Annotated in this window: 10 protein-coding genes, 1 tRNA gene and 1 pseudogene; 7 read left to right on the top strand and 5 right to left on the bottom strand. The window is 62.7% G+C overall.

Translation table 11 applies throughout. The features are described 5' to 3' along the window. Window positions 1-79 precede the first annotated feature (79 nt). The gene (locus YUO_RS0107275; protein WP_028346671.1) at window positions 80-1,288 is read left to right on the top strand and encodes a cytochrome P450; all 1,209 of its coding nucleotides are present in this window, start codon (window positions 80-82) and stop codon (window positions 1,286-1,288) included. Between the two features lie 365 nt (window positions 1,289-1,653). Then, window positions 1,654-2,871 (top strand): transporter substrate-binding domain-containing protein, encoded by a 1,218-nt coding sequence (locus tag YUO_RS0107265; RefSeq protein ID WP_235782636.1) that lies wholly within the window; start codon window positions 1,654-1,656, stop codon window positions 2,869-2,871. Window positions 2,872-3,088: 217 nt separating this feature from the next. On the opposite strand, the gene YUO_RS0107260 is transcribed toward YUO_RS0107265, so the two are convergent. Further along, window positions 3,089-3,162 (bottom strand) — tRNA-Gln (locus tag YUO_RS0107260). Window positions 3,163-3,277: 115 nt separating this feature from the next. Between YUO_RS0107260 and YUO_RS0107255 the strand changes: the two genes are divergently transcribed. Continuing rightward, complete coding sequence (locus YUO_RS0107255) at window positions 3,278-3,445, top strand: hypothetical protein (RefSeq protein WP_156908504.1); 168 nt, start codon at window positions 3,278-3,280, stop codon at window positions 3,443-3,445. A gap of 158 nt (window positions 3,446-3,603) precedes the next feature. Here the strand turns inward: YUO_RS0107255 and YUO_RS0107250 are convergent, their stop codons facing one another. Genes YUO_RS0107250 through YUO_RS0107240 form a run of 3 tightly spaced genes read right to left on the bottom strand, consistent with a single transcriptional unit; the run spans window position 3,604 to window position 8,546 of the window. Then, on the bottom strand, window positions 3,604-4,170 hold the full coding sequence (locus tag YUO_RS0107250; protein ID WP_028346668.1) for an invasion associated locus B family protein: 567 nt from the start codon (window positions 4,168-4,170) through the stop codon (window positions 3,604-3,606). 60 nt (window positions 4,171-4,230) lie between these two features. Further along, complete coding sequence (locus YUO_RS0107245; RefSeq protein ID WP_028346667.1) at window positions 4,231-7,377, bottom strand: multidrug efflux RND transporter permease subunit; 3,147 nt, start codon at window positions 7,375-7,377, stop codon at window positions 4,231-4,233. Continuing rightward, window positions 7,374-8,546 (bottom strand): efflux RND transporter periplasmic adaptor subunit, encoded by a 1,173-nt coding sequence (locus YUO_RS0107240; protein ID WP_028346666.1) that lies wholly within the window; start codon window positions 8,544-8,546, stop codon window positions 7,374-7,376. The genes YUO_RS0107245 and YUO_RS0107240 overlap by 4 nt, the downstream gene beginning before the upstream one ends. A 361-nt stretch (window positions 8,547-8,907) precedes the next feature. Between YUO_RS0107240 and YUO_RS47090 the strand changes: the two are divergent. From YUO_RS47090 to YUO_RS0107220, 4 genes and pseudogenes are all read left to right on the top strand, one after another. Then, window positions 8,908-9,209 (top strand): annotated as a pseudogene (locus tag YUO_RS47090) (2OG-Fe(II) oxygenase family protein); the annotation flags it as partial. A gap of 8 nt (window positions 9,210-9,217) precedes the next feature. Next, window positions 9,218-10,201 (top strand): tonB-system energizer ExbB, encoded by a 984-nt coding sequence (exbB, locus tag YUO_RS0107230; RefSeq protein ID WP_051379294.1) that lies wholly within the window; start codon window positions 9,218-9,220, stop codon window positions 10,199-10,201. Window positions 10,202-10,204: 3 nt separating this feature from the next. Beyond that, window positions 10,205-10,672 carry a TonB system transport protein ExbD gene (gene exbD, locus YUO_RS0107225; RefSeq protein ID WP_028346664.1) on the top strand — a complete coding sequence of 156 codons (468 nt, stop codon included), beginning with the start codon at window positions 10,205-10,207 and terminating at the stop codon, window positions 10,670-10,672. Continuing rightward, a complete protein-coding gene (locus YUO_RS0107220; protein ID WP_028346663.1) occupies window positions 10,669-11,460 on the top strand; it encodes a TonB family protein in 792 nt (263 codons plus the stop codon). Before exbD ends, YUO_RS0107220 begins: the two co-directional genes overlap by 4 nt. Window positions 11,461-11,621: 161 nt before the next feature. On the opposite strand, the gene YUO_RS0107215 is transcribed toward YUO_RS0107220, so the two are convergent. Continuing rightward, complete coding sequence (locus YUO_RS0107215) at window positions 11,622-13,073, bottom strand: aldehyde dehydrogenase (RefSeq protein WP_028346662.1); 1,452 nt, start codon at window positions 13,071-13,073, stop codon at window positions 11,622-11,624. Between the last annotated feature and the right edge of the window lie 9 nt (window positions 13,074-13,082).

Genomic DNA, 13,082 nt, shown 5'->3' with positions numbered 1-13,082 from the left:
GGGGAAGATGACCGGCCTTGCGGCCGCGATGTTACGCACCATCTTGATGCGAACGCGCGAATGACGTCGTGGGTGGTCGATGGCAGAGCTTGTGGATTTTTCCAGCGAGGCCTTTCTTCGTGATCCCCAAAAAGGCGTGGCCCTGTTGCGGTCATCCGGACCTGTCGTCGCGACAAAGTTTCCCATCCTGGGCCGGCTCTGGGTCACCACGACCTACGAGGCGACGGCGCGCGTGCTGAAGGACAGCACGACCTTCACGCTGCGCAAGGAGGGTGGCTCGCTCGTCGGCTTGCCCTGGTGGATGCCGAAGTTGATCGGGACACTCGCCAACAACATGCTCACAATGGACGAACCGGATCACACACGGCTGCGCGACATCGTCGACGAAGCGTTCCGTCGCCGAGCCGTGATGGACATGGAACCGCACATCCGCGCCATCGCCGATCGCCTCGCCGATGAATTGTTTGCGGCGGGAAGCCCCGCCGATCTGGTGCAGCGTTATGCGCGGATGTTGCCACTTGCGGTGATCTGCGAACTACTCGGCTTGCCGTCGGCCGACCGGCCGAAATTCATCGCCTGGGCCAATTCAATCGCGAATCTCACTAATGCGTTCGGCCTTCTGCGGTTGATCGGCGGAATGATGAAGATGCGGCGCTATCTGAAAGCGCGTCTGCAGGTCGCCCGGGAACAGGGCGGCGAAGGATTGATTGCCGAGCTTGTGCGGGTCGAGAAGGAAGGCGGGCGCATCACGCCGGACGAAATGGTCTCGATGGTGTTTCTCTTGCTAGGGGCGGGCTCCGAGACCACCACCCATCTGATCAGCGGATCGGTGTTCGAATTGCTGAAAGATCCTGCGCGGCGCGATTGGCTGGTCGCGGATTGGAGCCGCGCTGGCCTTGCGGTGGAAGAATTTTTGCGCTTCGTCTCGCCGGTGCAATTTTCAAAACCGCGCTATGTGCGCCATGACGTCGATGTGGACGGCGTGAAGTTGAAGAAGGGTGATCGGGTCATGGCGATGATCGTCGCGGCCAATCTCGACCCGCAGGCGAACGAGGGTCCCGAACGCCTCGATCTCGAGCGGCGGCCGAACCGGCATCTCGCGTTCGGGACGGGAATACATTTCTGTCTCGGCCACCAGCTTGCGCGGATCGAAGGAATGTGCGCGCTGCAGGCGCTGTTCACGCGCTGGCCGGGGCTGAAGCTGGCGGTTGAACCATCACAAATTCATTGGCGGAGACGGCCGGGCATTCGCATGATTGCGGAGTTGCCGGTGGTGGCGGGCGGGTGATGCGCGCCGTCGAGCACTGCAGGTCGAGATCGGGAAATCTGCTCCCGTCACTCAGGGGTATGCGCGACTTCGCTTACTTCTTGAAGTTTGAGCAAGCCGTTCCAAGCCTTATCAGGAGCCTCTGATATCGTCCCGCAGCCTCGCCTTATCAAGCGTAACGAGATCGCCACGAAAGTAGGGCGCAGACAGCACATCGCGAACTTCCAGCATTGTTGCGCATGGTAGATGCCAGCAGGTGGATCGCGGGGAAGGGGCGCCAAGGGGAAGGTTCCGCAATGGGCTAGCTGGTCGGCGCCCCGCCAGCAGACGAAATGCCGCCAAATAGCAATGCTTTCATCGCTCGATCTCGATAATTGAGGTCCGCTATGAGTTCGTTCGAGGAACCTCCTGCAGTCTCGCACTGCGGCGCATCTGACCGGCTGGATATCGCTCAAGAATCCGTTAGACGTTTTAAGCAGCGAGATCGGGCCTCTCAAGGCGGGCCAGCGATCTCGTCACTTCGACCTGTCCTGCTATGCCTTCTGTTGCTGGCGGTGCTTGCACTCGGCTGCGGCGCGGTTCGAGCCCAAGGCACAATCCCTGACAGAGAGTTGGTAGTAGCGACCAAGGAAGCGCCGCCCTTCGCGATGAAGCAGCCGGACGGGAATTGGAGCGGTATCAGCATCGAACTCTGGAGAAAGATCGCTGCTGGAGCGCATCTACGCTTTCGCCTGGTCGAGACCCAGAACGTGCAGGATCTGCTGGATGAAATCGCGAAGGGCACGCTCGACGCTGGTGTCGCAGCGGTAACTGTGACCGCTGCGCGCGCACGCAGCGTCGATTTTACCCAACCCTTCTACAACACCGGACTCGGGATTGCGGTGCCGATACATGAAAGTGCGTGGGTGTCGATCGGGAGGGCGCTTCTTTCCTTCGGGTTCTTCCAGGCTGTCACGGTACTGCTTTGTTTTGCGATGGCGGTCGGCTTCCTTATTTGGCTGTTGGAACGCCGGAAAACGGAACATTTCGGCGGGGGAGCCAAGGGGCTCGGCTCCAGCTTTTGGTGGTCGACCATTGCCATGACACAGGCAGGCGCCGCCCAGAATGCGCCAGCAACGCTTCCAGGGCGGATCGTCGCAACCGGGTGGATGATCGCTTCCGTTATCGCCATAGCCGTGTTCACCGCAGGCATCACCTCCACGCTCACGCGCCGAGGGCTCGAAGGCGCCGTTCACGGTTTCAACGACCTGCGATCCGTACGCGTCGGCGCCGTCGCCAACTCTGCTACGACCGACTACCTCACTCGTCAGCAGCTTTCCTTTCGAGCGTTTCCAGACCTTCAAAGCGGCCTATCTGCATTGAGCCGTGGCAGGATCGATGCCTTCGTCCATGACAAGCCGCTTCTGACCTGGGTCGTTCGGAAAGACTTCTCGGCCTCGGTTCGTGTTGTCGACACCAGCTTCAGCAGCGAGAGCTATGCGATCGTGCTGCCGAAAGGCAGCACATTGCGGCCCATGCTCGATCTCGCCGTGCTCGATCAGATCGAAAGCGATTGGTGGCGACAAACGCTATTCCAAACCCTTGGAAATGCACGATCTCCCTAAGGTGCCCAGTTGCGACCCCATCCGCTTTCTGTGGTCTCTCAACTTCCGCGGGGCTTTATCCGACCGGAACAGTCGCATGCATGAAGGGCCGTTGAGGCTGCCCACCCGGCGAGATAGGCGAGCGTGGTCCACGAATGTGGTCCACGATCAACTGGACGGACCATCGTCTGCGGCGAAAAGCCCGTTCGGATCAAATTGTTGGTGGGATTGCCGAGTCTGGCTGGGGAACCTGGATTCGAACCAAGACAAACAGAGTCAGAGTCTGTTGTGCTACCGTTACACCATTCCCCAAGGAATTGCTCAATGACATCAATGCCTTACATAGATGTCTGAGCAATCGGCTGGAGCGGGATTTTGCAAATCGCCGCTTTCGCTGGTGCGTCGTTCTACTCGCTCGGTCCGGGCCTTGGCAAGCGTGGAAGGAGGGGCATTTTCCAACGAATTGCAGGGGCCGCGGGCGGCACTTGCCCCGTTCGAATTCACCGGGCGGTTGCTGAAGGTGACGGTCGACATGCATGCCGACCAGAAGCTGGATGGCGAGGGCGTGGGCGCCGCGGAGATGGCACGGCAGTAGCCGCCAATCCTAAGCTGTCATAGCCCGCGCATGCGGGCGATCCAGTATTCCAGAGACGGCAGTGACTATCGATAGGCCGCGGCGTACTGGATACCCCGCATGCGCGGGGTATGACGGCGCGAGTGAGGCGGCGTTGCTCTTCGTCGCAATGGCGGGGCCTACTTAATCTTCTCATAAGCCGCGGCGAAATCCGCCAACGGCATCGGAATCGTAATCGTTTCCTTGGCCATATTCTGGAACGAGACCTTCAACTGTTTGCCGGATTTCAACGCGGCCAGCATGTCAGGCGAAATCTGGGCGTTGGCGTAGCAGCCGCGCGCCTCGCAGGTCTGAACCTGCAGGTCGGACGTCATGCCGTCGTCGACCTGGAGCTTGGCTCCGGCCGGCAGGTTGAGCCCGAGCGGCAATTGCACGATGCCGACCGGTGTGCGGGTTTCGGCTGATACGCGGATATTGATCAGCACGATCAACTGACCGGTCTTGGTCAGGACGGCGCTTTGCTCAATCGCACATTCGAGCGGCGCGCCGCGGCTGGCGCTGCTGCACCGTGCAACCCAGCCGGGAGGCGCGGACGTATTGGCGCCCTCGGCCGGGCCGGCGGCGGGAGCTGGCGTTGCCTGCGCCGTGGGCGCAGCATTCTTGGTCTTGAGCGCCTGGGCGTGGCCATGGCCGCACATGCCGAATATCGCTGTGGCCACAACCGCCAATTTGATTGAAATTTTCACTGACCCGGCTCCGAAGTGAAACACTACCTTCGGATGTGTCGGTTGCCGAGCAAAGTCAAGTCATTCGGCCGCTTGCTTGACCGGGCCGTGTGCGTCCGGATGCTCATCATGGTGCGAACCGGTCGAACGGCTCCAACGCGCAAACGCGTTCGAAAGCCGGTCGAGATAGAGATAGACCACCGGCGTCGTGAACAGCGTCAGCGCCTGGCTGACAAGCAGGCCGCCGACCATGGCATAGCCGAGCGGCTGACGAATTTCCGATCCCGTGCCGGTACCGAGCATCAGCGGCACGCCGCCGAGCATCGCCGCCATGGTCGTCATCATAATGGGGCGGAATCGCAATAGCGCCGCCTTGCGGATCGCGGCTTCGGGCTCGAGCTGCTCGTCGCGTTCGGCCGTGATCGCGAAGTCGACCATCATGATGCCGTTCTTCTTCACGATGCCGATCAGAAGCACGATGCCGATCAGGGCGATCAGGCTGAAATCGAATCCGAAGAGCATCAGGATGGCGAGCGCACCGACGCCCGCGGACGGCAGCGTGGATAGAATCGTGAGCGGGTGGATGTAGCTTTCGTAGAGAATGCCGAGGATCAGGTACACCACCACGAGCGCTGCGAGGATCAACAGCGGCACCGTGCCGAGCGATTGCTGGAATGCCTGCGCCGTGCCCTGGAAGCTCGAATTGAGCGTCGTCGGCGCGCCGAGTTCGACCATCGCTTGTTGAATCGCGTTGGTCGCCTGGCCCAGTGCCACGCCCTGCGCGAGATTGAAGCTGATCGTGGTTGCCGGGAATTGGCCCTGATGGCTGATCGACAGCGGCCGCACCGGCACGCTGGTCCAGGTGGCAAAGGTCGAAAGCGGCACCTGGTCGCCGGTGATTGGCGATTTCAGGTAGATCTTGTTCAGGGTGTCGAGGCTGCCCTGCAATTCCGGCAGCACTTCGAGCACAACCTTGTAGGTGTTGAGCTGCGTAAAATACTGCGTCACCTGGCGCTGGCCGAACGCGTCATACAGCGTGTCGTCGATCAGTTGCGGCTGGATGCCGTAGCGCGCGGCGGTGTCGCGATTGATTTTCAGCTCAAGCGTGGTGCCGTTGGTCTGCTGGTCGGTCGCAACATCGCGAAGCTGCGGCAGCGTCTGCATCTTGGCCAGGATTTTTGGCGCCCATTCGTTCAGCTCGGCCAAATTGGCGTCCTGCAGCGTGAATTCGAACTGGGTTCGCGTCGGTCGGCCGCCGAGCCGCACGTCCTGAGCCGCCTGCATGTAGAGGCGGGCGCCGTCGACCTTCTCGAGCTGCGGACGCAGGCGCGCGATGATCTGCTGCGCGGATGCCTTGCGCTCGTCGCGCGGTTTCAGTGTGATGTAGAGATTGCCGTTATTGCCGGCCCGGCCGCTGCCGCCGATCACCATCGCAACCGAGGCCACATCGGGATCGGCCTGCACGATCTTTCCAAGTTCCTCCTGACGCCGCTTCATCTCGGCGAATGAGATGTCCTGGCTCGCTTCCGAAGTGGCGGTGATCAGGCCATTGTCCTGCTGCGGGAAGAAGCCCTTCGGGATGATCACGAACAGATAGACCGACAGACCGAGCGTGGCGAAGAAGATCAACAGCGTCGTCAATTTCCAGCGCAGCGCGAGGTCGAGACCGCGCTCGTAGGCGCGCAGCATCGCATCGAAGCCGCGCTCGCTCCATTGATAGATCCGGCCGTGTCTGACCTCGCCATGCCCGCGTAGGAAGCGCGAGGCCATCATCGGCGTCAGCGTCAGAGATACGACCATCGATACGAAAATGGTCATCGCGAGCACCACCGCGAATTCGCGGAACAGCCGACCGATGATACCGCCCATCAGCAACAGCGGAATCAGCACGGCGATCAGCGAGATGCTGATCGACACGATGGTGAAGCCGATTTCTCTGGCACCCTTGAAGGCGGCGGCCATCGGCTTCTCGCCTTTCTCGATATAGCGCGTGATATTTTCCAACATCACGATGGCGTCGTCGACCACGAAGCCGACGGCAATGGTGAGCGCCATCAGCGAGAGATTGTCGAGCGAATAGTCGCACAGCCACATCAGCGCGCAGGCGCCAAGCAGCGCCAACGGCACCGTCACCGCCGGGATTACCGTCGCCCAGAAATTGCGCAGGAAGATGAAGATCACCATCACGACCAGCGCGATCGTGAGCAGCATGGTGAATTGGACGTCCTCGACCGCGGCGCGGATCGTCGTGGTGCGATCACTCATCACCTCGACCTTGATAGCCGGAGGGAGCGCAGCGAGCAGCCGGGGCAGCGTCGCCTTGATCTGGTCGACGGTCTCGATGACGTTGGCGCCGGGCTGCTTGAATATCACCAGGAACACGCCGCGCTTGCCGTTGGCCCAGGCCGCCTGCTTGGCGTCTTCCGGGCCGGTGACGGCCTGGCCGATATCGCGGATCCGCAACGGACCGCCATTGCGATAGGCGATAATGACGTCGTTCCAGTCCTTGGAATTCGTGAGCTGATCATTGGCGTAAATGGTGTAAGCACGCCGCTCGCCGTCGATATTGCCTTTGGGGCTGTCAACGGTCGTGATCGCGATCTGGCTGCGCACATCCTCCAGTGACAGGCTCTTGGCGACGAGTTTCGCCGGGTCGATCTGAATGCGGATCGCCGGCTTCTGCTGGCCGCCGATGATGACCTGGGCGACGCCTGAGATCTGGCTGATCTGCTGCGCAAGCTGAGCGTCCACGGAGTCGCTGACGGTCGTGAGCGGCAGTGTGTCCGAAGTCGCCGCCATGATCAGGATCGGCGAATCCGCCGGGTTCACCTTGCGATAGATCGGGGGCGAGGGGAGGTTTTTCGGCAACTGGCCGCTGGCCGCATTGATCGCGGCCTGGACGTCGTTGGCGGCCGCGTCGATCGAGCGGTTGAGATCGAACTGGATGTTGACTGCGGTCGTACCGAGATAGCTCGTAGACGTCATCTGCGCGACGCCCGGAATCTGCGCGAACTGGCGCTCGAGCGGCTGCGCCACCGACGAGGCCATGGTTTCCGGGCTGCCGCCCGGCAGGTTGGCGGTGACCTGGATGGTCGGGAAATCGACTTGCGGCAGGGGGGCGACGGGCAACAGCGGGTAGGCGACGAGGCCGATGAACATGATCCCCGCCATCATCAGCGAGGTGCCGATCGGGTAGCGAATGAAGGGCGCGGAGATTCCGCCGCTCATTCCTGGGCAACCTTGGCTTGGGCCGGATCGGAACTGGCGACCGTTATGGTCACGAGCGATCCGGGCTGAACCTTGAATTGACCTGCCGTGATCACCTGCTCGCCGAGCGAAAGTCCCTCATCAACCACCGAGCGGCCGTCGATCGAGCGCGTCACCTTGATCTTGCGGAGCTCGGCCTTGTTGTCCTGGTTGACCGCGTAGGCGTAGAGACCATCGGCGCCGTGCTGAACGGCGTCATCCGGAATCACGGTGGCATTTTTCAGCGTCGTAACGAGCAGGCGCGTCGAAACCGACTGGCCAGGCCACAGCGCGTGGTCCTTGTTGTCGAATACCGCCTTGAGCCTGATCGTCCCGCTCGACGTGTCGACCTGGTTGTTGATCAGCGAAAGCGTGCCGGTGGACAGCTCCCGCTTGCCGTCTGTGGAGAGGGCGATCACTTTGGGAGAACCGGCGGCCAGCGCGGCTCTGATATCCGGCAACTGGTCTTCCGGTGCGGTAAAGATCACCGCGATCGGCTCGATCTGGGCAATGGTGACGATGCCGGTCTGGGTTGCGGCGTTGACGATATTGCCGACATCGACCTGGCGCAGCCCGGCGATACCGGAAATCGGTGCCTTGACGGTGGCGTAATCAAGCTGGGTTTGGGCGTTGGAGATCGCTGCCGTGTCGGCCTCAACCTGCGCCGTTAACTGCGCGACGGTCGAGCGCTGCGTATCGGTCTGCTGCCGGGTCGCGAATTCCCCGAGCCTGGTAGAGCGCTGCAGGTCGAGACTGGCATTGGCGAGATTGGCGGCGTCCTGCGCCTTCTTGGCCTTGGCCTGATCGAGCGCGGCCTGGAACGGCCGCGGATCGATCTCGGCCAGGGTATCGCCCTCCTTGACGAACTGGCCCTCCTGAAAGGCGATCCTGTTGATCTGGCCGTCGACGCGGGTGCGGACGACGACGGTGTTGAAACCTTGCACGGTGCCAAGCCCGGTCAGATAGACCGGAAAATCGGCCTTCTCGACCGGGGCAGTCTTGACGGGGACGGCCGTGCGGGCCGGCGCGCGCTTCCCGGCGTCAGCTTGCGCCAGGTGTTCCTCGCCGTGGAATCGCTGCCAGCCCAAATAGCCGAGCCCGGCAATCGCTGCGACCAACAAGACCCAACGGATGGTGCGTGATCTCGACATGCCGACCTACTTGTTTCGGAAGACAGGCAATGGCACCCAGAACGGTTCCCTGCGGAGACAGATATTCTCTCGGCGCCCTCGGGGCGTACATGCACGAGCGCTTGAGAATCCTAAACAATTGGAAAGGTTGCGGCAGCGCACGCGTGAGGATCGGTATGACGACCGCGTGGCTCGCAATCTCATTCATGGCTGTCGAACGGACCGCAAATTAGAATCGTTTTGATCTGGATGGATTCAAGCGACGTCTTGCCCCAACCGCGTTGACCGCAGAATTTTCGCTGGGTACCTACGGCGCAGGATTGTCCGCCGCACGTCGGCTGCCGCGAACTGAATTTCGTTAGCGGCATGTCCTGTCGGACCGGAGGAAGATGGCGGTGAGCTGATGGCGAAGAACCCCCGCGGTTCCCACGAAATCAAGCTCGCGGCCGGAGAGTTCGTGCGTTATCCTGCGCCTCGTTTGCATCTGGTCACGCCGGTCACACGAGGTATGCGGGTGGCGCTTTTTTCTGGCTCCAGAGCGTGGTACGGGATGCCAACGCCCGTAGCCTGATCTTCGATCTCGATATTTCGATCCCGGCCCAGGTGGAGCGGCTTGGGCGAGACGACCCTGAAACGGTCAAATTGACCGTTATCTATCGTAACCTTATCCGCTACTGGGCCTAAGTATGAATATGTCTCTTTCTCGCGCGACGACATTTGCTGTGATCTCGGCGCTGGCGATGCTGTGGCTGGCGGCGCCATCCTGGGCCCAGCAGAATGTCGCACCCGCAGCGCCGTCTGCGTCCCCGGTTCAACAGGCGCCCGCGGTTTCGCAAGCCCCAGCGGCGCCGGTCCAGGCAACCCAGCCGGCTCAGCCGACGGCAGCCGCAGCGCCGGTTGCACCAACCACAAGTTCAGACGCGACCGCCGCGCGAGAGGGCACCCCGTTGAAGGCAACATCGGTTGCACCGCGCGAATTGTCGCCGTGGTCCATGTACAAGGATGCCGATGTTGTGGTGAAGGCCGTGATGATCGGTCTCGCCTTTGCCTCGCTCGTCACCTGGACCGTCTTCATCGCCAAGATGTTCGAGCTGACCGTCGTCCAGCGCAAGCTGCGCAGGGCGCTTGCCAAGATCGCCGACGCGAGGTCGCTGGCGGAAGCGCAATTCGCGCTGGGCGCCAAGGGCAGCGTATTGTCGTCCTTCCTTGCGGCAGCGATGCGCGAGGCGCGGCTGTCGGCGGGTATCTCGAGCGACGCCGGCATCAAGGAACGCGCCGCGTCGAGCTTTTCGGAAATCGTGCGCGCCGAGGCGCGGCGGATCCGGCTCGGCATGGGGCTGTTGGCGACCATCGGCGCGACGTCACCCTTCGTCGGCCTGTTCGGCACCGTCTGGGGCATCATGAACAGTTTTATCGGCATTTCGAAATCGCAGACCACGAACCTCGCCGTGGTGGCGCCCGGCATCGCCGAGGCGCTGCTCGCCACCGCCATCGGTCTGGTCGCTGCGATACCCGCCGTCATCATCTACAATCACTTTTCGCGGGTGACCAAGGGCTACATGGAGCTGGTCAGCCGTGCATCGGGCGCCGCGGGACGGCTGCTGTCGCGCGATCTTGACCGCACGCACATCAGCTCGCACGGTAGCTCGCATTCGCGTGCGGCGGCGGCGGAGTAGGCGATGGGCGCGTCAATCGCAGAACACGACCTCGATGACGACAGCGATTTCGCGGAATCGCACGAGATCAACGTCACGCCGTTCATCGACGTCATTCTCGTCCTCCTGATCATCTTCATGGTCGCGGCGCCTCTGTCGACCGTCGACCTGCCGATCGATTTGCCCACGTCGACCGCAACCCCGCAGAAGAAGCCGGACAAGCCGACTTATGTGAGCATCAAGCCCGATCTCTCGGTGGCGATCGGGGAGGACATGGTCAAGCGCGTCGATCTGGTGCGCTCGCTCGATGCGATGCCGGACGCCAGCAAGGAGCGCCACATCTTCCTGCGTGCCGACCGCGCCGTACCCTATGGCGAGTTGATGAACGTGCTCGAAATCCTGCGCGCCGGCGGCTATTCCAAGCTCAAGCTGGTTGCGCTCGAAGGCGTTCCCGAAGCAGCGGCGTCGCAAGCGGCGCCGGCAAAGCCTTGACCGGCCTCGACGAGCAAAAACCTTCGCGGCGGCTCTGGATTTCCGCCGCGGTGATTGCGCTCGCGCTCCACATTGGCGGCGCGGCGCTGGCGATCGCGCATTTGCAGACCGAAGAAGCCGATGACGCGCTCGGCGCGTCGGCAATCGAGATCGGGCTCGAAATGGCCTCCGTTCATCGCGAGGTGACCGATCTGCCGCCGGGTCCGGACACCGATGCTTCCGCACACTCGCCGCCGCTCCCTGACCAGAATGCGGAGGCGAAGGAAACCGATCTGCCGCAGGACAAGCCGACCGAGCCCGAAGAGGCCGATCGGGTGGTGACGGAGACCGAATCCAAGAAGCCGAAAGAGGACGACCCGAAGATCGCGGCGGTGCAGACGCAGGCGTCGCCCGAGTCGGTTGCCTCCGAGGCGACCGCGACGCCGAGTTCAGAGGCCATTCCGGAAGGGCAGCGTTCCATCGCACCGGTGATCGGCACCGGCGAGAGCGCACGACGGGTGCGCGCGACCTGGCAAAAGGAGCTGGTCGCGCATCTCGACAAGCACAAGCGCTACCCGAAGGAACGGCAGCAAAAATCCGCCGAGATCCAGATTCGCTTCACGCTCGACCGCATGGGCCGCGTGCTCTCGACCGATATCGAGAAGGGGTCAGGCGATCCGGCCTTCGATGAGGCGGCGCTGGCGATGGTGCGCCGCTCCGATCCGGTGCCGATGCCGCCGCCTATCATCGCCGACGAAGGCCTGACGTTCACGCTGCCGGTGATCTTCCGCGTCAAGAACAAGAGCTGACGCCCCGCATTCCACTAGCCCCACTGCGTCATAAGCTCCTCATGGTGAGGACGCGAAGCGCGTCTCGAACCATAAGGCCCCGTCTGTGGCCTACATCCTTCGAGACGCCCGCTCTGCGGGCTCCTCAGGATGAGGGTTTGAACGGGTGTGACGCAGCAGAACTAGATCGGATAATGCTGCGGCCCGGTCTCGATCGTGATCCAGCGCAATTCGGTGAATTCGGCGATGCCGGCCTTGCCGCCGAAGCGGCCATAGCCCGACGCCTTGACGCCGCCGAACGGCATCTGCGCCTCGTCGTGAACGGTGGGCCCGTTGACGTGGCAGATGCCGGAATCGATGCGCTTGGCAACCTCGAACGCGCGCGCGATGTCGCGTCCGAATACCGCTGCCGATAGCCCGTATTCAGTGTCGTTGGCGACGCGAACGGCTTCGTCCACGCCGTTGACACGCACGCCGCAGACCACCGGACCGAACGACTCCTCGCCGTAGATCCGCATCGACGAGTTGACGCCGTCGACCACGGTTGCCGACATCAGCGTGCCCTCGCTGCGCCCGCCTGCGACCACCTTGGCGCCTTTGCTGACGGCGTCGTTGATCAAGGCCTGGATGCGGGTCGCTGCATCGGTGCCGATCAGCGATCCCAGCGGCGCGTTACCCTTGCGCGGATCGCCGGCAACGAGCGATCCGGCTTTCGCCGCGAGCTTGGTTACGAAGGCATCGGCAATCTTCTCGTCGACGACGAGGCGTTCGGTCGACATGCAAATCTGGCCCTGGTTCATGAAGGCGCCGAACGCTGCGGCGGCAACAGCGGCGTCGATGTCGGCATCGTCGAGCACGATCATCGGCGCCTTGCCGCCGAGTTCGAGCAGGGCCGGCTTGAGATACTTGGCCGCCACCTGCGCGATGATGCGGCCGACGCGCGTCGAGCCGGTGAAATTGACGCGGCGTATGGCGGGATGGCCGATGAGCGTCTCGATCAAGGCAGGGGCATCTTCCGGCGCGTTGGTGATGACGTTAAGCACGCCCGGCGGTAGGCCGGCGTCGCGCAGGCACTCGGCGATCAGCCGGTGGGTGCCCGGGCAGATTTCGGAGGCCTTCAGCACCACGGTGTTGCCGCAGGCAAGCGGCAGCGCGATGGCGCGTACGCCGAGAATGACCGGCGCGTTCCACGGCGCCATGCTCAGCACCACGCCGGCGGGCTGGCGTACCGCCATCGCGATACAGCCCGGCTTGTCCGAGGGGATGACTTCGCCCGAAATCTGCGTGGTGATGGCCGCCGCTTCGCGCAGCATGCCGGCGGCCAAGTGAACATTGAAGCCGGCCCAGCCGGCGGTGGCGCCGGTCTCCGCCGCCATCAACTCGATGAACTGGGGTGCCTTCGATGCCAGAAGATCGGCAGCCTTCAACAGGATCGCGCGTCTCGCGTTCGGACCGGTAGCGGACCATGCGGGGAAGGCGGCGGCCGCAGTGTCGGCCGCGCGCTTCGCATCCGCGATCTGGGCTGCCGCGGCGCGGCTTGCGAGATCGCCGGTGACAGGGTTGAGGCGATCGAAGGTCGCGCCGTTCGACGCCGGGACATCCTTGCTCTCGAGCAGCAGCGAAATTTCATACATGGCTTTCTC

Source organism: Bradyrhizobium murdochi (assembly GCF_000472965.1).
In the GTDB taxonomy this organism is placed as follows: domain Bacteria; phylum Pseudomonadota; class Alphaproteobacteria; order Rhizobiales; family Xanthobacteraceae; genus Bradyrhizobium; species Bradyrhizobium murdochi.
The sequence above is the reverse complement of the archived record's forward strand: the minus strand, read 5'-3'. Positions and strand labels throughout refer to the sequence as shown.